General features: G+C 63.6%; 16 protein-coding genes. 7 read left to right on the top strand and 9 right to left on the bottom strand.

Going from position 1 to position 22,754, the window contains the following annotated elements:
* Nucleotides 1-27: 27 nt before the first annotated feature.
* Complete coding sequence (locus ABIE00_RS13890) at nt 28-1,044, top strand: SIS domain-containing protein (protein ID WP_354261156.1); 1,017 nt, start codon at nt 28-30, stop codon at nt 1,042-1,044.
* A 630-nt stretch (nt 1,045-1,674) separates the two neighbouring features.
* On the opposite strand, the gene ABIE00_RS13885 is transcribed toward ABIE00_RS13890, so the two are convergent.
* From ABIE00_RS13885 to ABIE00_RS13875, 3 genes are all read right to left on the bottom strand, one after another.
* A complete protein-coding gene (locus ABIE00_RS13885) occupies nt 1,675-2,703 on the bottom strand; it encodes an NADPH:quinone reductase (RefSeq protein WP_354261154.1) in 1,029 nt (342 codons plus the stop codon).
* Between the two features lie 569 nt (nt 2,704-3,272).
* Nucleotides 3,273-3,839: a DUF6036 family nucleotidyltransferase gene (locus ABIE00_RS13880; protein WP_354261153.1), complete on the bottom strand. Its 567-nt coding sequence runs from the start codon at nt 3,837-3,839 to the stop codon at nt 3,273-3,275.
* A complete protein-coding gene (locus ABIE00_RS13875; RefSeq protein ID WP_354261151.1) occupies nt 3,836-4,456 on the bottom strand; it encodes a helix-turn-helix domain-containing protein in 621 nt (206 codons plus the stop codon). The genes ABIE00_RS13880 and ABIE00_RS13875 overlap by 4 nt, the downstream gene beginning before the upstream one ends.
* A 358-nt stretch (nt 4,457-4,814) precedes the next feature.
* Between ABIE00_RS13875 and ABIE00_RS13870 the strand changes: the two genes are divergently transcribed.
* Nucleotides 4,815-6,083, top strand: coding sequence for an IS110 family RNA-guided transposase (locus ABIE00_RS13870; protein ID WP_354261149.1), 1,269 nt, complete (start codon nt 4,815-4,817; stop codon nt 6,081-6,083).
* Nucleotides 6,084-7,300: 1,217 nt separating this feature from the next.
* Here ABIE00_RS13870 and ABIE00_RS13865 read toward each other — a convergent pair.
* The 6 genes from ABIE00_RS13865 to ABIE00_RS13840 form a co-directional block, all read right to left on the bottom strand.
* Nucleotides 7,301-7,447 carry a hypothetical protein gene (locus ABIE00_RS13865; protein WP_354261147.1) on the bottom strand — a complete coding sequence of 49 codons (147 nt, stop codon included), beginning with the start codon at nt 7,445-7,447 and terminating at the stop codon, nt 7,301-7,303.
* A 1,067-nt stretch (nt 7,448-8,514) separates the two neighbouring features.
* Nucleotides 8,515-10,065 (bottom strand): NAD-dependent succinate-semialdehyde dehydrogenase, encoded by a 1,551-nt coding sequence (locus ABIE00_RS13860; protein WP_354261145.1) that lies wholly within the window; start codon nt 10,063-10,065, stop codon nt 8,515-8,517.
* Between the two features lie 134 nt (nt 10,066-10,199).
* On the bottom strand, nt 10,200-11,117 hold the full coding sequence (locus ABIE00_RS13855) for an alpha/beta hydrolase (protein WP_354261143.1): 918 nt from the start codon (nt 11,115-11,117) through the stop codon (nt 10,200-10,202).
* Between the two features lie 38 nt (nt 11,118-11,155).
* Complete coding sequence (locus tag ABIE00_RS13850; protein WP_354261141.1) at nt 11,156-12,643, bottom strand: flavin-containing monooxygenase; 1,488 nt, start codon at nt 12,641-12,643, stop codon at nt 11,156-11,158.
* Between the two features lie 35 nt (nt 12,644-12,678).
* Complete coding sequence (locus tag ABIE00_RS13845; protein ID WP_502914216.1) at nt 12,679-13,833, bottom strand: alcohol dehydrogenase catalytic domain-containing protein; 1,155 nt, start codon at nt 13,831-13,833, stop codon at nt 12,679-12,681.
* A gap of 494 nt (nt 13,834-14,327) precedes the next feature.
* Nucleotides 14,328-15,761 (bottom strand): helix-turn-helix domain-containing protein, encoded by a 1,434-nt coding sequence (locus ABIE00_RS13840; protein WP_354261139.1) that lies wholly within the window; start codon nt 15,759-15,761, stop codon nt 14,328-14,330.
* Between the two features lie 124 nt (nt 15,762-15,885).
* On the opposite strand from ABIE00_RS13840, the gene ABIE00_RS13835 reads away from it, so the two are divergent.
* The 5 genes from ABIE00_RS13835 to ABIE00_RS13815 all read left to right on the top strand — a co-directional run bounded on the left by ABIE00_RS13835 (nt 15,886) and on the right by ABIE00_RS13815 (nt 22,127).
* Nucleotides 15,886-17,241: an aminotransferase class III-fold pyridoxal phosphate-dependent enzyme gene (locus ABIE00_RS13835; protein ID WP_354261137.1), complete on the top strand. Its 1,356-nt coding sequence runs from the start codon at nt 15,886-15,888 to the stop codon at nt 17,239-17,241.
* Between the two features lie 34 nt (nt 17,242-17,275).
* The gene (locus tag ABIE00_RS13830) at nt 17,276-18,463 is read left to right on the top strand and encodes a CaiB/BaiF CoA transferase family protein (RefSeq protein WP_354261135.1); all 1,188 of its coding nucleotides are present in this window, start codon (nt 17,276-17,278) and stop codon (nt 18,461-18,463) included.
* Nucleotides 18,464-18,517: 54 nt separating this feature from the next.
* Nucleotides 18,518-19,720, top strand: coding sequence for an acyl-CoA dehydrogenase family protein (locus tag ABIE00_RS13825; protein WP_354261133.1), 1,203 nt, complete (start codon nt 18,518-18,520; stop codon nt 19,718-19,720).
* Nucleotides 19,717-20,832 carry a 3-hydroxyacyl-CoA dehydrogenase family protein gene (locus ABIE00_RS13820; protein WP_354261131.1) on the top strand — a complete coding sequence of 372 codons (1,116 nt, stop codon included), beginning with the start codon at nt 19,717-19,719 and terminating at the stop codon, nt 20,830-20,832. Before ABIE00_RS13825 ends, ABIE00_RS13820 begins: the two co-directional genes overlap by 4 nt.
* Nucleotides 20,833-20,921: 89 nt before the next feature.
* Nucleotides 20,922-22,127 (top strand): acetyl-CoA C-acetyltransferase, encoded by a 1,206-nt coding sequence (locus tag ABIE00_RS13815; RefSeq protein WP_354261129.1) that lies wholly within the window; start codon nt 20,922-20,924, stop codon nt 22,125-22,127.
* Nucleotides 22,128-22,754 lie beyond the last annotated feature (627 nt).

Below are 22,754 nucleotides of genomic sequence, written 5' to 3'. Positions count from 1 at the left end.
ATCGAATCAGGAAAAGTAAGGAATCACATGACCGACGGCACCTTTATCGGAGTACAACCTGTCCAGGAAATCCCCGGCAACCTAAGCGGCTCCCGGGAACATGCCCTCACCCTCTGGCCCGAAATCGAATCCTATGTAGCGGGGATCCCCGAACTCAACCGCGTGTATCTCGTCGGAGCCGGAGGCTCCCTCTCCGGATTGAACGCTGCGCAGTACCTCCTCGACAGGCGGGGGAGAACCCCTGTGACCTCCGTAAACTCCGACGAGTTCTACTACCGGGCGTCTCCGGGCGTTGGACCGGGCGCACTCGTCGTCGCCCTGTCCGCGGCTGGCACGACACCGGAAACTGTTCGGGCAGCCTCTTGGGCTCAGGAGCGGGGCGCGGCTGTGGCAGCAGTGACACTGAATGCCGAAGGCGACCTGGCCAACGCTGTCAGCACCGCCTTCGTCGCAGAGACCGGGGACGGCAACCAGCTCCTGCTGCAGCTCGTGGTTCTTGCCATTTTGCAGCGTGAGGGCCAAGACGTGAGCGAAGAACTTTCGGCACTTGCCGCTCTTCCTGCCGCCGCCGAGACGGCCGTCCGGGCATTTGAACCCTTCGCGGCCAAGATCGCGGAAAACATGAAGGACGTTCCCGTCACCTACCTCATTGCTTCAGGTTCTCTGCAAGGCATGGGAAGCACGTTTACGAGCTGCTTCCTTCAGGAAATGCAGTGGATGCATGCTGCGACCATCAATGCGAACGAGTTCTTCCAGGGTCCGTTCGAGGTCTTCGACAAGGAAACGAGGAGCATCCTGTACCTAAGTGAGGACGAAACGCGGCCCATGGGTGAGCGTGCTGAGCGCTTCCTCCAGAAGTACAGCGGGGAGACCTTTGTCATCGATAGCCGCGACCTGGAGCTTCCAGGGATCCCCCAAAACCAACGCTCTTTCATTGCCCCGCTGGTCTTCTACACCATCGCGTTCCGCCTGGCCGCCCACTATGCCGCAGTGCGCGGATACTCATTGGACGGCCGCCGCTACATGTGGCAGTTCGCCTACTAGCGGCCTCGCGGGGCCTCCGAAGAAACGCCCTCTCAACCGTGTACGGGGCGGCAGTCGACGAGGACGGCACGCATACGGCGTCGATGCGCCACATCAATTCCTCCTGCCAAGACGTCGCTAGGACCGGCCGAGAGCTGATCAGAGGATTCAACACGATCCAAGCAGTCAGTGGATGGTCGCTCACGTTGTCGATTCCGGAAAGCCACCGGAGCGTCCGTGGCCGCCGGTAGGACTGCCTGACGGCGGGGACCGGGCACCACCGGTCCGGTCCCCGCTGCCCGGCAGCTCATCGAACGCCTAGTCAGGTCGGTGGCTTACGACGCACCGAACGTCGGCTGCTGCGGACTAGATCCTTTGAAGCCCGCCCGGCCTTGTATGAGAACTGTTTGAGGCCATTTTTGACTTGTCCGGCATCCGCGACGAATGGCACTAATCGGCGCGCCTTTGAACGGCTCTCCCCGCCTCGTCAAAGAGCCGATAACCGTGATTCCGTCAACTGTCGTGTTGAGGACGTGGCCCGGCAGGTTGCAAGTCACTGGTGTAAAACGCCGGCTTTGCTTGAACTGCCGCTCGTTCTGGTCGGACCCTGGTCGGCCCCGATCCGCTGGGTCGGGAGGCCATGGGGGAGTTTCAGGATGATGGTGTGACGTCGATGAGCACCTTTCCGATGGTGCCCTGCTCCACGGCGTCGTGTGCCGCGGCGGTTTCTTCGAGCGGGAAGCGGGTCAGTGGCAGGCCGTGTTCTTCGCCAACCCGGAGCGCGCCGTCCTTCAGCGCCTCGGAGACGGCGGCCACGGCGTGCTGTTTCTGTTCGTCGGTGACCGTGTAGGTGAGGATGAACTGGTACCGGACGTTCTTGGTCATGCTTTCACGGATGGGAACCGTCACTGATTCACCGGGATTCGCCGCATAGATGGCGATGGTTCCGTTTGGCTTGAGGACGTGCACGTCGGTCTCGATGTTGGCAGGGGCGTTGACGTCGACGACGGTGTCCACTCCGCCGGGGGCCGCCTGGCGGACGGCGGTGACGACGTCGTCGGTGCGGTAGTTGATGACTGTATGGGCTCCGGCGAGGCGTGCGAGTTCGGCTTTCCGATCTCCGCTGACTGTGGTGATGACGGTCGCTCCGGCCCAGTCCGCGAGCTGAATGGCAGCGTGTCCCACTGCGCCTGCGCCGCCGGTGACCAGTACCGTTCGTCCCGCCAGGGCGCCGGGGGAGAGCCTGGCAGGGCCGTCCTCGTTCGACGTCAGCGCCCGGTGCGCGGTCAAAGCGGGGATGCCGATGGATGCGGCCGTGTCGAAGGACTCGGCGTCCGGAAGCGGGACGGCTTGGGCCGCCGGTACAACGGCATATTCCTGTGCGGTGCCCTCATTGCTGCCCCAGGCGACGTCCCAGAGCCAGACGCGGTCTCCGATGCTGAGTCCTGTCACTCCGGGGCCGATTTCGTCGATCACGCCGGCGCCGTCCTGGTTAGGGACCTTTGGTGCTTCCAGCGTGGTGCTTCCTCCTCCGCCTGCCCGGGACTTCCAGTCGGTGGGGTTCACCCCGGAGACGACAACCCGGACCCGGACCCCACCCGTGCCGGGATCAGCCAGCGGCTTGTCCTGGAGCTTCAGCACCGAGGACGGACCTGTCTCTTCGTACACAATCGCTTTCACGTCTTCTCCAATGAGTCGGTTACCCGTGGCCGGCTTACCGAACCAACCTACCGAAGGACGGCGGCCACCGTCCTGAGATGGGTAGTCCAAAAGCCCGTCGCGATCGCGGTCCGCATGAATGTGTCCCTCGGGCGGATGATCACCAGCAAGGGTTCCCTGGAAACGGGAGCCCAGACGGGGCATGCCTATGATCCTCTCGCCGTCTGGCACATGGTTGAGGAGGCGAAGAGGGAGTCGATGAGACCGTGCGTTCAAGCAGCCTGGTGTACCGTGCGTCGGTGAGCTCAGCAACGTCACCTCTGCACGTCTGTTGCCGCTTCTCGAGCACACTGAGACTATCGGGGAAACCGCCCTCGCTTAGGCAAAAATCTCCGGTTCTGCCCGCGCAGCCCAGCTCGTTCTGCACGCCGCCAGGGCCACCGAGATCAGCAACGACTGGCTGTCCGACGGGCCACACCCGGCCCCAAAACTCCTCCCAGGGGCCACGGGATATGACGCCCCACCCGCTTTTGCGGAACTGTCTGAATAGCGGGGGATTCACCGCTGTTCAGACAGTCCCTAAGAACGGGCTATTCGTTGGGTTCGGGAGGGGTTTCGAGTGTTGTGGCTGCGTCGAGGGCGTCGTCGACGACGATGAGGTAGTTGTCGCGTCCGGTGGCGAGTGGGATGGAGTGTTCGCCGTATTTGTCGTATGCGAGGTTGACGGCGTTGGCGGCGCTGGTGATGTTGAGTCGGCGCAGGAGACGGGCGATGTCGAGGGTGTCTTTGTCGCGTTCGGCGGCGATTTTCATGGCCAGGAGCGTTTCGGTGTCTGCGGCCTGAATGGTGAGTCCGTCGAGCTGTTCGATGTCGACCCAGGTGGCGTTCTCGGGGACGAAGGCTGAGGCGTTGGTGTTGAGCCGGTCGGGCGCGAGGTCGTAGTCCGCTGCCATGTCGGCGACAACGGTGTGGATGGTGTGTGGGTCGGCGTAGCTGGCGTCGATGTCGGCGGTGGGGCGGTTGCCGATGCCCTGGAGGATGAGTGCAGCACCGCCGACGAGTTTAACGTCGCCGTGAGCGCCGGCGGCCTGCAGACGTCGGCCGAGTTCGTGGAGGAGGGCGCGGATTTGTGCGGCGGTGAGTTCTCCGCCGGTCATGCGGTGGCCAGGCTACGTTCGCGGATGAAGACGTTCAACGCGGCGAGTTCCGGCGGGGTCTCGGTGCGGGTGAGTTCCTTCATGGGTGTGCGGATTGTGCGGTAGGACTCTGCTGGCATCCATGCCTTCTCGAGGGGCTTGATCCGTCGTGTCCAGGATGGCGCTGGTTGTCCGAGGCGGTGTGCGGTGTAGTTGGTGATTCCGGCGAGGGCCGCTGACCAGTGCGGGTCTTTGAGGCGGGGGCTGCGCTGGAGCAGCGGGGTGCCGGCGGTGAGGGATGCGTTGGCGTAGTCGGCGAGCATTTTGATGGCGAACTCAAAATCCCGTTCGGCGATGAGGCGGGTGAAGGTTGCCGCGTAATCCCGCCGTGCCGGGTCGTGGTCGCTTCCGTGCGGGATGGGATCTGTGGCGGCCAGGGACAGGCCGAGGGCGGCCATGACGGCCAGGGTTTTGCCGAGTTCGGCGCGGTCGTGGCCGGCTTCCAGATCGATGAGGAACTTCCGTGACACTCCGGCCATGTCGGCAAGGGTTTGCTGGGACAGCCCCTTGGCTGTGCGGCGGGCGCGGATGATGGCGCCCGCTGCTGCTGGCGAGTCGATGCTGGTTTCCAACGTCATGGCATCCTCCTGTGTTGTCTCCAGTATGTCACCGAATGGTGACATAAACATCATGGCTGGGAGGCTTCGTGTTGGGTTGGGGGCGGTCATGTCCTGTGTCGTCCAAATGCCCCATGAGCGACTGTGTCTTTCGGACTAGACGCCCGTTCCGGTTTGAAAATGTCCTTGTGGTCGCCTGCCGACGCCGTACATCTTTGGTTCGTTGAGACCGTCCATGAGCCGGGCGTTGGGGATCACGCCATGGGCCCTTCACTGTTTCTCTTGCCAAGAACGAGGACTAGATTCCGTTTCCCCGGTGTTCCCCACGGGCGGCCGTCCAGCAATTAGCCGTGCGTTTGGTGAGGAGATGATGAAGGCCATGTTGGCCGAATCTCAGGACGAGGAACAGATCATCCCCAGGGTTGCCGCGATCGACATCGGCAAGGCCGAGCTGGTGTGCTGCGTGAGGATTCCCGGCCCGGGGAACGCACGAAGACGCTTGCAGGAGGTGTCCACTCATTCGACCATGAGCCGGTCACTGGCGGAGCTGGCCAACAGGCTGGTCGACCTCCGCATCGAGCGGGTGGTGATGGAAGCGACCTCGGACTACTGGAAGCCGGTGTTCTATCTCCTTGAGGCGCACGGTCTCGATCCGTGGCTGGTCAATGCCCGCGACGTCAAACACCTGCCGGGCCGGCCCAAGACCGACGTGCTCGACGCTGTCTGGCTGTGCAAGGTCGCCGAACGGCAGATGCTGCGCCCCAGTTTCGTCCCACCCGCCCCGATCCGCTGGCTGCGGGACCTGACCCGGTACCGGATCGATCTCGTTGGAACGCGGACAGCGGAGAAGAACCGGGTCGAAAAACTCCTCGAGGACGCCTGCATCAAACTCTCCGTCGTCGCCTCGGACATTTTTGGTGTGTCCGGGCGGGAGATGATGGCAGCTCTCATCGCCGGCGAACGGAACCCGGCAGTGCTCGCTCAGATGGCGCGGTCCCGCATGCGAGCGAAGATCAGCGAGCTTGAGGAGGCCTTCACCGGCCACTTTGATGACCACCACAGCTTCCTGCTGGCACGAATGCTGACCAAGATCGACGGTATCGACGCCGATATCGCCGCGGTCGACGAACGGATCGAGGCGCAGCTGGCCCCTTTCGCCGCGGCGGCGGAGCGCCTGGATGACATCCCGGGCATCGGCCCCGTCGCTGCCGCGGTCATCCTGGCCGAAACCGGAGCCGACACAAGCCGGTTCCCCACCTCCGGCCACCTGTGTTCCTGGGCAAAGTTCTCCCCAGGCATCAACTCCTCCGCCGGAAAGAACAAGGGCAACGGCTCCACCGGGCACGGCAACCCCTACTTGGCCAGGGTCCTTGGAGAAGCCGCGGTGAACGCCGGCAGAACCAGTACTTTCCTTGGCGAACGCTACCGGCGGCTCGCCAGACGGCGAGGCAAGAAACGCGCCATCGTCGCCATCGGGCGTTCCATCCTCGTCATTGTGTGGCACCTCCTGCATGACCCCGAGGCCAGGTTCCACGACCTCGGCCCCGACCACTTCAGCCGCCGCATCAACCCCGACACCGGCAAACGCAACCATATCCGCCAACTCGAGGCCCTCGGCTACACCGTCACCCTGACCCCGGTCGCATAACCCAGCAACGATGCTCATTCCCGGTGGCGCAGACCGGTCACTCAACCCCGCCCACCATCCAGACCAGCCCCACCTCATTTTCGGACTAGATGGTCGAAGGGAGGTGGCAACGCTATGACGTTCATTGAATCCCATTCCTCGGGTTGCCCCATACATCAATGCCCGGCCAAGGTCGTGCGTCGCGTTCCGGCTCAAAATCTGTTCCACACGTCGGAGCGACGGCACGTGGTGAAGCGGGGACTCTTACTCTGCGAAGGGCGGCTGCACATCGTTTTTGGCAGAGCAGTAGAAATGCTCACAAAAGAGGTGTGGACAGTGTCCACACCTAGGGCTTCGGATTCGGTTGTATCGGCATCGGACTGGGCCGAATTGGGGAGGTTTTTGGGGGAGCGGCGGATTTTCAGGGGGAGCGGCTGGTTCGAGTCCCACCTTGGGCACGTGTTTTCCCTGTTCAGGGGCTTATAGGCCTCTGAGTGTGGACATTTTGTGTTGTGAAGGGCCCCTTCGGGGGCCTTTTTCATTGCTGGCCGGCTGTCTCCTCGCTTGCTTCGCTGATCGACCTGTTGTCGTTCGTTGCCCCTTCATGGACGGCCGGTCCCAGTGCGACATGACGCGAGAAGCATGGGACTTGGTCTTCTTTTATGAGTCGTTGGTACTTCACCGCGCTCCTCCTTTTTGGTTCCTGGTGCTTGCCTACTTCTTCATGGTGGCCCCGGGCCATATGCGACATGATTTGTGCACAATCTGAAGGGATATGTTCCTGCCAGATGCTAATAAGCGATCTGACACGGACTACTGTGCCCGACGGGGAGGTATCGCCGTCGTACATGTAGCCCACGAAGTTCACCGCCTTCTTCCCTGGCTCGAGGGATTTCCATCGATGCCTTTTCATGGCTGCCTGCAACGTCGCCTACATGACGCTGTGGATTTTCACCGCGATGTCCCGGAGTAAGGTACCTGCCGCCAGGCCAATCTTTCATATCTGTTCATGCCATCCCTGCTGGATGAGGACATGACGGAATGGTGAGACGTCGAAGCACCCGTTGGCGAATAAAAACCCTTTGGTCAGCTAAACATCCCGACCAGGATGTCGTGATTGGCAGGTGATCATGTGGCGACACAAAGGGAACCATTCCGTTCAAGGGCGGCGGCTCGCCAAGGAAGCCTCAGAGGAAACATGACAGCGAACGGAGCTACCGCAGACCGTCGGCGGACGTTCAGATGCTGTTGAGGAGTGTCAGCGGAGAGCAAACGAAGAACTTCGGCTGCTCTACCTGGGCAAACGGAACTACGAGCCACCGGCCGCCGTAGAACTCGACATACGAATCGGAGGTGCATCTTGCGAAGGCTTCCTCGCGTGTCATGGCCTTTCCTTTCCCTTCAGGTCCTCTTCTTGTCTAATTCTTCGGCTGATCCGTGTGGCTCACATCGGCCGGATGGAGCTCCGATGGGATGGTCTTTTCCTGACCAAAAGGATGACGGCGACACGACGTGTCTAAACCGATCCAGGTTTGGCCGACTATAGCCGCGACCACTTACGAAGCGTTGGCGGTTACACGCCCTAGAAAAGCCCGCTGGAGGTGGGCCACGTGCGACACGGTCTCGCATGCCTGGGCTTCCCCAGCCATGCGATGTCGGCCATCGATTCGGGCTTTACTGACCTGGGAACGCGCGCTCAGAGCGCGCGGGGTGGCTGTTGACGCCCAGATCCAGGGAAACCTTGGCTGCCTGTGGGCTCAAGAACCTCACCCGGAGCGAGTTGACGACCATGATCGTCTATCCACCGCTCTCAAGTTTCGCCCGGTGACAGGGGAGTGGCCGCGAGTGTCGCGTTGGAGGACCGTCATACGCGACTAATTTGGGTCCAGCAGCTAGGCCGTCCTCAAAGAACTCATATGTCACTAGGAAAAGAGCCCCTGCGGGTATCAGATTCCCACCCCGGTAAGGCAGTGCCGCGCTCCTCTCAGTCCGTTTCCGGGCCCGTGCAGTAGTGGCAATCGTCCTCGCAACTATCTTGGGCGCTAAGGGTGACTTGGCTCTGGCGGGCGGATCTTGAGCCCAGACGACGGTATTCGGGGTGCAACGAACGGAGGATGTCGAAGGCAGCACCGGCAGTGTCCCGGGAACCGATGGCGAACCGGAGCCGGCGTGGCTGAAGCGTAACCGCCGACCTCCGGCCTGAGGGGGTCTCCCCTCGGAGGAGCGGCAGGCTGGACGCGCTATATGCGCCGTTGCGCGGGCGCGTGGGAACGCAATCAGCCGTCCTCACTCGGCCTGCTTTGGAACGTTCCCGTCGCATTGCCAGATGAGGAGTAGTTTTCATCATGATTCCTTTGCGGTATTGCGATCGGAGAACAGATGTCTCGGGCAGGACTGACTCCGTAGCGCCGGCTTCAGGCCGGAACGGTCGGGCAGGATGCTGGCCTTCGCTTTACTTAGCGGAACGATCCTCTTCCGATTCCCCGGCCGCTGCCGCCTGATTTGCGTAGGGGTCGGTGATGCCGATGTATTGGGTGGTGGTGTATTCGGCGATGCCTTCGGTGCCGCCTTCGCGGCCGAGTCCTGATTGTTTGGCGCCGCCGAAGGGTGCCGCGGCGTTGGAGATGACCCCGGCGTTGAAGCCGACCATCCCGAATTCGATCTGCTCGGCCACGCGCAGGAGCCGGTTGAAATCCTTGCTGTAGAGGTAGGAGGCGAGGCCGTATTCGCTGGCGTTGGCCAGGCGGATGGCGTCCTCTTCCGTGCTGAAGGTGATGACCGGGGCGACGGGGCCAAAGATTTCCTGGCCGAGGATAGCGGCGTCGTTGGGGACGTTGCCGAGCACGGTGGGCGGGTAGAAGTACCCGGGACCGTCAACCGGTGCGCCGCCGGTGACCGCGGTGGCTCCGGCGTCGACGGCGGCAGCCACCAGGGCGTGCACGTCATCGCGCGCCCCGGCGTCGATGAGAGGACCGACCTGGGTTTCGGGTTCGGTGCCGCGGCCGGTGGTCAGGGCGCCCATCGCGGCGGCGAACTTGGCGGTGAACTCCTGCGCCACGGATTCGTGGACGAGGAACCGGTTGGCGGCGGTGCAGGCTTCGCCCATGTTACGCATTTTGGCGGCCATGGCCCCATCGACGGCCTCGTCCAGGTTTGCGTCCTCGAACACGATGAAGGGTGCGTTCCCGCCCAGTTCCATGGAGGTGCGCAGCACGTTCTGGGCGGCGTCGGCCATGAGCCGCTTGCCGACCGGGGTGGAGCCGGTGAAGGAGACCTTCCGCAGGCGCGGGTCGGCCAGCAGCGGCCCGGAGATCCCCGAAGCGGACGAGGAGGACACCACGTTGAGCACTCCGGCGGGCAGGCCGGCGTCGAGCATTGTCTGGGCGAAGTACTGGGCGGTGAGCGGGGTGAGTTTGGCGGGTTTGAGGACCATGGTGCAGCCTGCGGCGATGGCGGGGGCGACCTTGCGGGTGGCCATGGCGAGGGGGAAGTTCCACGGGGTGATGAGCAGGCACGGCCCGACGGGTTTGTGCTGGACGAGGATCTTGTTTTTGCCCTCGGGCGTGGTGAGGTAGCGGCCGTAGTCGCGGACGGTTTCCTCGGAGAACCAGCGCAGGAACTCGGCCCCGTAGGTGACTTCGCCGCGGGCTTCGGCCAGCGGCTTGCCCATTTCCAAGGTCATGAGCAGGGCGAAGTCCTCGGCGCGTTCGGTGACCAGATCGAAAGCCCGGCGCAGGATTTCGGCCCTTTCCCGCGGTGCCGTCCGGGCCCAGGAGGCCTGGGCGGCGTCGGCCGCGTCGAGCGCGGCGATCGCGTCGTCGCTGCTGGCTGAGGCCAGGGTGGCGACCACCTCCCCGGTGGCGGGGTCGTGAACGTCGAACGTGCCGCCGTCGGACGCGTCCCGCCACTGGCTCCCGATCAACAAGCCGGTGGGCACGGAGGAAAGGAGGTCCGCTTCACGCTGTGGTGAGATGGCGGGTGAGCCTACAAGAGCAGTAGTCATTAGATTTTCCTTAAGAACGTGAGGATGGTGACAACCGCCGTGGAAATTGACGGCCATCACCATCCTTCAGACCGGCACGGCTCGGCTGGCCGCGACGTGTGGTGAGGGAGAGGTCTTCTCCTTCACCTTCACCTTCAGGCGGTGGTGCGGTGCTTGATGAAACCGGCTATGTCGTTGATGGCTTTCTCCCCCTGCGGGATGCGTCCTGCGGAGGTGAACAGTCCGTGCGCGTACCCGGGGAGGTGCCGGTAGAGCACTTCCGTCCCTGCCCGGGCCATGGCTCCGGCAAAGCCTGCTCCCTCGTCAACGAGCGGATCATTATCGACCGTGATGACATAGGCGGGTGGAAGCCCGGCAGGCAGCTCCGCCAGCGCAGGACTGACGTCGGGCGTTGTCCGGTCCGTGCCCGCCGGCAGGTAATGGTCAGCGAACCAGGCAATGGTGTCCGCTACCAAGGGGAAGCCTTCAGTGACGCGAGCATACGAGGGCGTGGACATGGTCAGATCCACCATGGGATAGATGAGGACCTGAGCAGCAATCGGCAGTGAATCGGCTGCGCTGGCGTTTTCGATTGCCAGGACTGCGGCCAGCTGGCCGCCTGCACTGTCACCGACAAGCACGGCCTGGGTTATGTCCAAACCGTGGTCATCGCCGGAAGTGAACAGCCAGCGTAGTGCTGCCCGGCTGTCTTCGATCGCCGCCGGATAGGGATGCTCCGGGGCGAGCCTGTAATCCACGGCCACGACTGGCAGCCCCGTCAGGGCGGCCAGCCTGCGGCAAAGACCGTCATGGGTGGAAAGGCTTCCCATAACCCACCCGCCGCCGTGGAAGAACAACACGACGGGGGTGGGTCCGCTGACAACCTGAGGGTCGTAGATCCGGACACGGAAGTTATCCACCACGACGTCCGAAACCGCTGATATCTCGTCACCGCTCAGGCCGTTTGCGGCGCACCCGCTCTCATACAAGTCACGCACCTGCCCGACAGGGTAGGTGTGGAACGACCGTCCACCGGAGGCCCGAAACTTTTCCAGGACCGCTGCTGCGTCCACGGCTATGGGCCTTCCACTGAACGGGTCAGGCTGGGTGATCACTTACCCTGACCGCTCTCGGCCAGCTGGAGGTAGTCATCGAGCTGGAGATCCTGCGTGTGCGCCCGGTATTCGTTGACTGTCCCGGACCAGTTGTTGATAACGCGGCCGTCCTCGTTCTTGTACCAGGATGAGCACTCGGAGGAGAAGGCAGACTTGTCGAGCTCTTCCTGAACATGCGCGTTGAACTTCTCGAGCACATTGCGGTCAACTTCCAGCATCCGGCTTGCGTCGGCCGCGATGTATTCAACAGCCTGCGAAATGTAGCGGTGCTGGGCCTCAAGCATGGACACAACGGAGTTGTGGTTGAGGTTCGTGTTCGGTCCATAGACCAGGAACAGGTTGGGGAAGTTGTCAACGGTGATGCCCAGGTATGCCTCGGGGGCGTTGCCCCACCTCTCGTCGAGGCGGAGTCCGTCGCGTCCCACGACGCGCATCGAGCCCTGGAAGGCGTGGCTCTTGAAGCCGGTGGCGTAGATGATGACGTCAAACTCGTGTTCGACACCGTCCGCGGTACGAATGCCATTGGGGGTAAATTCGGTGATCTTCTCGGTTACGAGTTCCACGTTGTCGCGGGTCAGTGCAGGGTAGAAATCATCGCTTCGGAGGATGCGCTTGCAGCCGAAATCGTAGTCGGGCGTGAGCTTGGTGCGGAGTTCAGGGTCCGCCACTTGGGCCTCCAGGTGTGCGCGGGCCTGCTGGACACCTTCCTCGGATGCGGTGGTGTGGCGGCGGGTACGTTCGAATCCCGCCTCACGGAACTCGTGGATCTCCTGGCGCTTTTTCCGGTACAGCTCCGGGTCCGCCAGAAACGCTGCGGTCTCTTCTTCGCTGAAGACGTACTGGTCCCGCGGGAGGATGTAGTTGGCCGAACGCTGGAACACGGTGAGGTCCGAGGCGATCTTGGCTACCTCCGGAACGTACTGGACGGCGGTTGCGGCCGCGCCAATGGAGGCGACCCGCTTGCCCGTCAGGTCCAGGTCGTGGCGCCAGGTGGAGGAGTGGAACGCCACTCCTTCGAAGGACTCGATGCCAGGGAAGTCCGGAATGTTTGGCTCATTCAACTGGCCCCAGGCTGCCACAACGGAACGGGTCAGGTATCGGGAGCCCTCCGCGGTATGCACGGTCCAGAGGAGGCGGTCCTGGTCCCATTCGGTTGCGGTGATGTTCTGGCCGAAGTGGATGTGCTTTCCGAGGCCAAACTCCTCAACCATGGAACGCAGGTAACCCTGGAGTTCTTCCTGGCCGGCGAACATCCGGGAGACCTTCAGGTGCAGGAAGTAGCTGTAGCAGTAGACCAGCGCCTGGGTGTCGCAAGCGGCTCCGGGGTAGGTGTTCTCCCGCCATACGCCGCCAACGTCGTTGCCGCGCTCAAGAATCAGGAAGTCGTCGACGCCTTCCTGCACGAACTGGGCACCCTGGCCCAGGCCGCCGAAGCCGGCACCGATAACGATGGCGCTGTAAATGTGGTCATTGGTGGTTGACATGATGTTCTCTCCTGAGGGGTGGAATGTCTGGTGGTTTAGGAAAAAGTGATGATCTGGCGCAGAGCGTGGCCGCCGTCAAGGGTGTCCATTGCCCGGTTGATTTCGTCGAGCGGGATGGTGTCCGAGACGAGACCCTCTACGGCCAATTGCCCGGAGCGCCACAGTTCTTCGTAAATCGGGATGTCGTGTGCCGGTACGGCTGAGCCGAGGTAACTGCCGACGATGGACCGTGCCTCTGCGGTTAGGGCAAGGGGGTCGATTGAGGCTGGCTGTCCGGGGGCCGGCAGGCCGACGGTCACTGTGATGCCGCCAGGCTTGGTGAGGGCGATGGCAGCTTCCAGCGCGCGGGGGTGCCCTGCGGCTTCGATGACGGCATCAAACTTCGCACCGCGTTCCAGGGCTGTCTCAGAGGTCATGGCGTCTGCTGCGCCGAGCTCGCGTGCCGCCTCCAGTTTCGCCGGCATCGTGTCGATGCCCACAACATGATCGACTCCGACGGCTTTGGCTGTGATCAGCGCGGCCATGCCAACGCCGCCCAGTCCGACGATGGCCACGCGGCTGGTGGGGCCCGGCTTCGCGACGTTGAGGATCGCTCCGCCGCCGGTCAGCAGGGCACAGCCGAGCAGCGCGGCAATGTGCGCTGGGACGTCAGATCCCACAGGCACGACGGAGCGGCGGGAGACCACGGCGTGAGTGGCGAAAGCGGACACTCCGAGGTGGTGCTGCACCGGCTCTCCGTTTCTGGTGAGCCTGCGGGTACCGCCAAGCAGCGAACCTTCGGTGTTGGAGGCGGTGCCTTTTTCACAGGGCGTTTTGCCGTTGGACCGGCATCCGGCACACTCGCCGCAGCGGGGGAGGAATGTCATCACCACGCGCTGGCCCAGGGAGATGTCATCGACGCCTTCGCCCAGTTCCTCCACGATTCCGGCAGCTTCATGGCCCAGCAGCATCGGTACCGGCCGCGGACGGTTTCCGTTGACGACCGAAAGATCGGAGTGGCACACTCCGGCGGCCTCGATGCGGACCAGAATCTCGCCGGGCCCCGGACCTTCAAGCTCCAGCTCCCCGACCTTGATGGGCTGCGTGCCTGTGTAGGGCCGGTCGGTTCCTATGGATTCAAGGACTGCACCGCGGATAGTCCTTGTGCGGTGTGCTGTCTCTACTGTGGCGTTTGTATCTTCGATCGTCACGATCGTCCTCTCAGTGATGCAGTGGAGCCGTGCTGGGAGCGGGCTCAAGGGAGGAACAATGGAGCGCATTAAGCACCCGGCAGGGTGCGTCGTGCTGCTACCACCGTGTCCCGGGGGACAGGTCATCCCGTTGGACGGTCTTCCAACAAAGGACTGTTCATCGAGCGTAGGCATCGGCGCAGCAGGCGTCATGATGCAGAACGTCAATACAAGGCACCCCACTTGTACGGTTCATCCAAAGGGCTTGCCATGGATAGGTGGGGCGCTTCCGGAGCCGCACGGCCGCTGGCAGCGGTGGGGTCATCCAGTGCTAGTGACGCAAAGCAAGTGCGGGCGGCGGAGGGCCCGTCCGCCCGGCGCGTCCGCTGGGCGGAGGCTCAGTCAGGTTTCTGATCGGGTTGGCGTGAGCCCGGCGGTGCCGGGTTGTGGGGTTCCGGCGGCTGGAACTGTCTCAGCCGCGGCATAGGCACGGAGCCTGTATCGGTGCCTGGATTTCAGCCTTTGTCCGTTTTGCCTCTGAGGGCAAGCCAGAGCTGGGCTGCCACATCGGGATCGTCCAGGTCCACGCCGAGGAGTTCGCTCGCTTGGCCGATTCGGTATCGCACTGAGTTTCGGTGTACGCCCAAGTCACGCCCGGCGGCCTCCCATTGCCCGCGGCGAGCGAGATAGGCGCGGACGGTCTCAAGCAGGTGTCCCGGATGCGCTGTCAGCTTGTCCACCCATGCGTCTGCCGGGAGATCGAGTCCGTGGCCCACTCGGATGAGATGTCCGGGGGGCGCTGTGGCTGCGGCCTGCGCGACTTGAGAGGCAATTTCGTGCAGCCGCCGCAGCGGCATAGGTCCTCCCCACGCACCTCGAGCATTGTCGGGGAGCTTCGGGCGCGGGCTGGAGGCCGCCTGGAGCACGAAGAGCTCCCCTGGCCGTTCGAGCACGAGGCCGTCAGGGTGGGACTGTGCCGGCAGCTCTTCAGGAGTCGAGAGTACGGCGAGGAATGCTGTTTCAGGCAACGGATCGGAGTCCATCTTCCTGGCCAGGAGCCGTGCGGCATCATCATGGCCTTCGAGAACAAGAGCTGCGAGCATACCTTCTGCACGCCGGCGTTCCGCCGCCGCCCGGCGCTGGCCTGCTGCCCTCGCGGCAAGCAGTGTCGATGCGGTCAGGAACAGGTGGCGCTCGGCCGCGGCAAGCTGTCCACTGCGGCCCAGCACGAGGTACCCGGAGGCCGCCGGACCACTGGATACCGGATACAGGGCGGCGGCCGTCCCGGATGAGAGTTGAATGTTGCCGGTCGCTCCTTGCCGGGCCGTGCGCAGATTGGCTGATTCGCGGGCCAGTTCCTCCAGCAGCTCGAGCGGAAGCTCCCCGCCGCTGTCGGCTGACGCCGGCGTCCCTCCGCCTTCAGGTATGTACGCAACCCAGGTGCCGAGGGCGCGGGAGAGCTCACGGACGATCTCCGGCTCGGCGTCCTCCTCGGCAGCGGCGCGCGTCAACGCCACCTGCAGCCCCAGCAGTGCGGTCAGCTCCGCCTCCCCGCCTTGTCGAACGAGCTCCCAGTAGGCGCGGGAGACGGCAAGGAAGGGTGATTCGCGAGGCACCGTCAGCAGCGGAAGGTTGGCCTCCACACATGCCGCGCGGAGTTCATCGGGCACCATGGCATGCCCTGACCCCAGGCCCAGACCCAACGCGGCGACGCCCCCGTCGACCAACCGCCGCACGTAAGTCCTGGAAGCTTCCGCCCGGGCCGGTCCATCGAGGCCCCCCAGCTGGAGCCCAACGGTGAGAAGTAGTTCACCGCCGTAGAGGAACACTGTTGGATCTTCGAGCTCGGAGACATGAACGCCCGTAAGCTCAACGCGGGGGAGCGGGACCGGCCAGTAGGGCACCAGGTCACGCTGTGCTGCGGCGACGAGCCGCGCAAGGGTGATCATGAATTGATCATAGGACACTCCGCTTTGTACGGATCGTCGAGATCGCCCTATATCTCGGATAGATCATCCAAAGACACTTGTGAAGTGCGTCCTTATCGTGGAATTCACTACACGAGGAGGACCAATGACCGTCACACCAGATATTGCGACCGGCACCGCCGACCCGGCCAACGTCAAAGCAACCGCCCGCCGTCTGCTCACGGAGCTCCCCGGGCCGCGCTCCCGCGAACTGGAGACCGAACGCCGCCGCCACGTCACGGACGCTTTCGGCATCACCCAGCCGGTGTTCATCGACCGGGCGCTCCACGCTCTGCTCGTCGACGTTGACGGCAATCACCTCATCGATTTCGCCTCCGGCATCGCCGTGACAAGCGTCGGCGCCGCTAACCCGCGGGTCGCCAAGCGTGCCGCAGCCCAGCTCGAGCGGTTCACCCACACATGCTTCATGGTCACGGAATATTCTTCATTCGTGGAGGTGTGCCGCTGGCTCAACGAGAACACCCCTGGTGACTTCGAAAAGCGCACAGCACTCTTCTCCACCGGCGCCGAGGCTGTCGAGAACGCCATCAAGATTGCTCGCGCCGCAACACGACGTCCGAACATCATCGTCTTTGACGAGGCCTACCACGGACGCACTCAGCTCACCATGGCCATGACGGCCAAGGAAAACCCGTACCGGCTGAACTTCGGTCCGTTCCCCGGCTCCGTGTTCCGGGCACCCACTGCACCCGCGCACAGCTCTCCCGAAGGTCCGGGCGAAGCGCTCGGACGCATCGAGGCGATCCTTGCCGAGAACGGCCCGGAAACCTTCGCTGCAATGGTTATTGAGCCGCTTCAGGGCGAAGGCGGCTTCATTGTCCACGCGCCCGGCTTCCTGGCCGGACTACGCGAGATCGCAACCCGCCACGGAATCGTCCTCGTCATCGACGAGATCCAGGCCGGCATGGGACGCACCGGGAAGCTGTTCGCATCCGAGCACGACGGCATTGCCGGCGACATCACCCTCACGGCGAAAGCCCTCGGCGCCGGACTGCCTCTCTCCGCCGCGACAGGCCGGGCTGAGCTGATGAATGCCGTACATCCGGGCGGCCTCGGTGGAACCTACGCCGGTAACCCTGTGGCCTGCGAAGCTGCACTGGCGGTGTTCGAACTACTCGAAGAGGGCACCCTCATTGACAACGCGGTCCGGGTCGAGGCGGCGGTTCGAGGGCGCCTGGAGCCACTCCTGGCATTGGACGGTGTCGCCGATGTCCGCGGCCGAGGCGCAATGATGGCTATCGAGTTCAGCGACGGCTCAGGACCCCGCGGAGACCTTGCCGTCGCCGTGGCCAAGAAAGCCAACGCCCACGGCGTCCTGACCCTGAGGTGCGGGACAAACGGCAACGTTATCCGCCTGCTTCCGCCCCTGGGTATCGAAGCTGACGTCCTTGACGAAGGCCTCGCAGTGCTGGAGGCATGCATCCGCTCGGTGCTCTCATGACTCAGCCGGCAAGGCCAACCCTGCGAGGTCAACAATGACCTCGCAGGCCCAGCCCGGGGCACCCCTCGCTGGGATCCTTGTGGCCGACTTTTCCCGAGTACTCGCTGGCCCCCTGGCCACCATGACCCTCGCGGATCTTGGGGCCAGGGTCATCAAGGTCGAGCGGCCCGGAACCGGCGATGACACACGCCAGTGGGTTCCGCCAACCTCCAAGACGGGGGCGACCTACTTCGAAAGCGTCAACCGGAACAAGGAATCGATTGTTCTTGACCTGACCCAGCCCGGCGATCGGGAGATTGCAAAGGAGCTCGCCCGCCGCGCCGACGTGCTGGTGGAAAACTTCAAACCTGGCGGCTTGGAGAAACTGGGGCTCGGCTATGACTCTCTGGCAGAGGAGAACCCGGGACTCGTCTACGCGTCGATCTCCGGCTTCGGCTCCACCGGCGGCCGGGATCTTCCAGGGTATGACTTCATCGTCCAGGCACTCGGCGGGCTAATGAGCATCACCGGCGACCAGCAGGGCGACCCGTACAAAGTAGGGGTCGCCCTGGTCGATGTCCTGACGGCAAAGGACGCCACGATCGGCATACTCGCCGCGCTCTCCGAGAGGGCCGGCTCCGGACGGGGCCGCCGCGTCGAAGTCAACCTGCTTTCCAGCCTCCAGGGGGCACTCGCCAATCAGGGCCAGGCGTACCTGGGAGCCGGCGTGGTACCGAAGAGGCTGGGTAACGACCACCCTTCGATCGTCCCGTACCAGCTCCTCGCCACAGCTGATGACCCGCTGGCCGTGGCCGCGGGCAACGACGCGCAGTTCGCGCGGCTGTGTGAGGCCATCGGCTCGCCGGAACTGTCGGCCGACCCGCGGTTCGCTACAAACTCAGCGCGGGTCAGGCACCGCCGCGAGCTCGTCCCGTTACTTGAAGCCGGGCTCTCGGGTGCCGGCGCTAAGGCCTGGCAGGACAAGCTGGTTGCCGTGGGCGTGCCTGCGGGCCGTGTTGCCAGCATCGGCGAAGGCCTCGACTTTGCGGAGTCTCTGGGTCTCGCGCCGACCATCGAAGTGCACGACGCGGGCGGGGATATCATCGGACGCCAAATCCGCCACCCCATCACATGGACGCCGGCGCTGCCGCCTCGGACCCAGGCTCCGCCTGCTCTCGGGGAGCACACGCAGGACGTTGTGGCCTGGCTGCGGGGAGTCCGGCACCCTGCGCGCTTCCAATAATCCTCAAAGCCCCGACCATACTCCTTGTCATTCAGGCCCAGGAGGGACCACATCATGACCCTTGCCCCCAGCTCCACCGACGTCGCAGAGGCCACAACCGTGGATCCATCCGACCTTGTTTCGTTCGACTCCCTCCTCAGCGCCGCAGAACTCGCCCTGCGCGACAGGGTCCGTTCTTTCGTGCGGGAGGAAATCAGGCCGAACATCGCCAAGTGGTACGAGGAGGCCACCTTTCCCCTCGAAATCGTGCCCGAGTTCGCCAAGCTGGGCCTGCTCGGCATGCACCTTAAGGGCTACGGCTGCGCCGGCCGAACGGCGGTGGACTACGGTCTCGCCGCCGCTGAACTTGAAGCCGGCGACTCCGGTCTGCGGACGTTCGTCTCAGTACAGGGATCACTCGCGATGACAGCCATCGCCAAGCATGGCTCCGAGGAACAGAAACTGGAGTGGCTGCCTCGGATGGCTGCAGGAGAAGCCATTGGCTGCTTCGGGCTCACCGAGCCCAGCGCCGGATCCGACCCTTCCTCCATGACCACCTTTGCCCGCCGGGACGGCCAAGACTGGATCCTGAACGGCACCAAGCGCTGGATCGGACTCGCCAACGTCGCCCACGTCGCGGTGATTTGGGCGCAGACGGAGGCTGGCGTGCGTGGCTTCGTCGTCCCCACCCACACCCCGGGCTACACTGCGACGCCGATTGAGCCCAAACTTTCGATGCGGGCCTCGACCCAGTGCGAAATCAAACTGGTGGACGTTCGTTTGCCCGCCGACGCGGCCCTTCCCGAGGTCACTGGCCTCAAAGGCCCCTTCGCGTGCCTCAACGAGGCACGCTATGGCATTGTCTGGGGCACCATGGGTGCGGCACGCGATGCGTTCGAAGACGCGCTCAGCTACTCCAAGGAGCGCCTCCAGTTCGGCCGCCCGCTGTCGGGGTATCAGCTCACCCAGCAGAAACTCGTGGATATGGCCTTGGAGATCAACAAAGGATTTCTGCTGGCCCTTCAGCTCGGCCGGCTCAAGGACGCAGGCCGTTTGCAGCCCCACCAGATCAGCGCGGGCAAGCTCAATAACTGCCGCGAGGCGATCAAGATTTGCCGTGAAGCCCGAACGATCCTGGGTGGCAACGGGATCACCCTCGAACACTCGCCGCTGCGGCACGCCAACAACCTCGAATCAGTACGTACCTACGAAGGCACTGACGAAGTCCATACCCTGATCCTCGGCCAGAAGCTCACTGGCACAGGGGCCTTCCGATGAGCACAACCGCCGTTCGAGGAGCTGCGGACTCGTCGGCTGCCGCTCCCGCCGGATCATTGCCCTTTCATTCCGCAGCGACAAAAAGGATTGAGTCCTTTGGCGTCGTGGGCGCCGGACTCATGGCGAGCCAACTCGTCCTGCTAGTCGCCGAGAAGCTCCGCGTCCCGGTGGTCATAAGTGACATCTCAGCCAACCGCGTCGCCGATGCCATCAAAGGGATACGGGAGCGCCTCAGCCGCCAGGAAGCCAGGGGCAGGCTCGCGTCCGGAGAAGCAGCCGAGATTTCCGCTCTCATCCGCGGCTCCACGAACCCTGCGGAATTCAGCGCCTGCGACGCGGCCATCGAAGCGGTCTTCGAAGATCTCAGGGTCAAGCGGACCGTGTTCCGGCAACTCGAGGAGTCCGTCGCCCCTGACGCCCTCCTGCTTACCAACACCTCATCGCTCTCCGTTGAATCGATGGCCCGCGGCCTGGCCCACCCCGAGCGTGTTCTGGGGTTCCACTTCTTCAATCCGGTGGCTGTCCTGCCACTGCTCGAACTCGTCCGAACCCCGTTCGCGTCCGATGACGCCGTCCTGGCCGCATCAGTTCTCGCCGCACGGTTAGGCAAGACCGCAGTTCAGGTCGCGGACACCCCTGGATTCGTAGTTAACCGCATCCTCACCCGTATTTTCTCCGAAATTCTCGCCGAGATTGACAGGGGAAGCGACCCCGACGCCGTCGATCGCGCTCTCGAGCCCTGGGGCCTTCCAATGACGCCCCTGAACCTGATCGGCTACATCGGACCCTCGGTTCAGCGCCACATCTGCGACACGCTCCACCGCGCCTATCCCAACCGGTTTCGCCGATCATCATCACTGGATGCCGTGGTCAAAGCCGGACTGCCCGGATTCTTCGATGAAAACGGCGAGGTTCGGCCCGTGGCAAGGGTTCTCCCGTCCGAACCGCACGGAACAAATTTGGAACACGTCCGCCGCCGCGTCCGCGAAGGCCTAGCCGAAGAAGTCCAATTGATGCTTGATGAAGGCGTAGTCGCAACCTCCGCCGATATTGACCGCTGCATGACCCTTGGCGCGAACTTCCCGCCAGGAGGTCTCTCGCACCTGACCTGAACGACGCATTCCTACCGGCTTCAGCAACCCACGCACTCACCCAAGCACGGCTGAGCCGCACCTTGAACACGAATCTTCGGAGTTTCCAAATGAAAACAGGCCATTATCAACCCGATCCGTCCGAGGTCGTCATCGTCGGTGCGGCCCGCACCGCCCAAGGGCGGCTGTTAGGCCAGCTCTCAACCCTTTCCGCTATCGAACTCGGCGGAACTGCCATCTCCGGGGCGTTGGCGCGAGCACGCGTGGTCCCGGCGACAGTGGATGCCGTCATCATGGGACAGGTGCTGCAGTCCGGTACCGGTCAAAACCCGGCCCGGCAAAGCGCCGCAGCCGCGGGGATCCCGCTAAACGCTCCAGCAGTGACGGTGAATAAGGTATGCCTCTCGGGACTGTCCGCAATCATCGACGCTGCCCGGATGCTGCGGGTCGGCGACGCATCACTGGTTGTCGCCGGCGGACAGGAGTCGATGAGTCAAACCCCTCGCCTAGTGGCCGGGACGCGGGCCGGTAACGCATACGGCGGGCTTGAACTCATGGACGCAGCAGCCCGCGACGGGCTGACAGACGCGTTTACCCATGAGGCTATGGGGCTGGCAACGGACCGGGACAACGAGGCCCTGCGTATCTCGCGTGAGGAACAGGATGCTACTGCGGTCTCCTCCCACCTCCGCGCCGCGTCCGCCCTCAAGGCGGGAGTCTGGGCAGAGGAAATTGTCCCTGTTAAGGTGCACTCCCGTAAAGGCCCCGTCGTCGAGATCGCAGCGGACGAAGGAATCCGGCCTGACGCAACGGCCGAGGCTCTTGCCCGGTTGAGGCCGGCCTTCGCGCGAGAGGGGACGGTAACGGCAGGGAACGCATCACCACTGACAGATGGCGCGGCGGCCGTCGTACTCGCCAGGCGAGAGACAGCCGAACGCTTGGGGCTGCCAATCCTCGCGGTCCTTCAGTCCTACGCGCAGATCGCAGGCCCTGACACGTCCCTTCCGGACAAACCGGCCAGGGCCATCCGGACTGCCTTGAAAAACGAAGCATGGACCGTCGGAGACCTAGATCTAGTCGAGATCAACGAAGCCTTCGCATCGGTGGCGATACATTCCGCCGCGCTGCTTGGGCTCACGCCGGAGCGGGTCAACGTCAACGGTGGCGCACTCGCGCTCGGGCACCCTATTGGTGCCTCCGGCGCCCGCCTTGTCGTCACTGCTGTGCACGAACTCGTCCGCCGTCAGACAGGCAAAGCCGCAGTAGCACTCTGCGGAGGCGGCGGACAGGGCGACGCCCTGCTTTTGGAGCGCTGATGTTCTGTCAGACCGACATCCCGTGCGAGTTTCGCCTCTCGGGAGACTGGCAGTGCCAGGTCGGTGAAATCGTAGAGGTCCGTCGCGCCGGCGTCGTTGCCAGGCGAGGCCTTGTGGAGGCCGTGATGCCAGACGGCTCCGGATTTTGGCTGGCCGCGCACGGCACAGACCAGAGATCGTACTTCCATAAGGAAATAGGACTCGAGCTGTGGGTCCGCCACTAGCAATGGCTTGCTTCCTGCCCACTTTCCGGTTTGCTGGCACGCGCCTTCTACGAACCCCTGCTTGGGGCAATCCCCGCACTGGACGACACCTATCGCCTTGAGCGGCGAAAGGATGTGTACCGGCGAGGCCCCAAGTACACCCCGTTAGCCGGGGGCGTGTCGCACTTCGCAGCCAAGCAGTAGTTGGGGGCTGAAAACCAGAACCAGGAAAGGTATTTCTTGTTGCGAATTCGGGCGCTTCGGGTCGGGTTCCGTCGCACGCGTCTCCGAAACCGTCAGCAGTAGATCTAGGTTGCGCTTTTGGGCGGCTTCGGCTTTGCGACACCCAGATGAGGAAACGTATAGAGCTTGGACGTCCTAGCGCATCAGAATGGTCAACAGCATGTTCAGGGCCGTACCTTGG

The sequence above is a fragment of the Arthrobacter sp. OAP107 genome (assembly GCF_040546765.1).
Taxonomy (GTDB): domain Bacteria; phylum Actinomycetota; class Actinomycetes; order Actinomycetales; family Micrococcaceae; genus Arthrobacter.
This window is presented reverse-complemented; position numbering and strand designations above follow the sequence as displayed.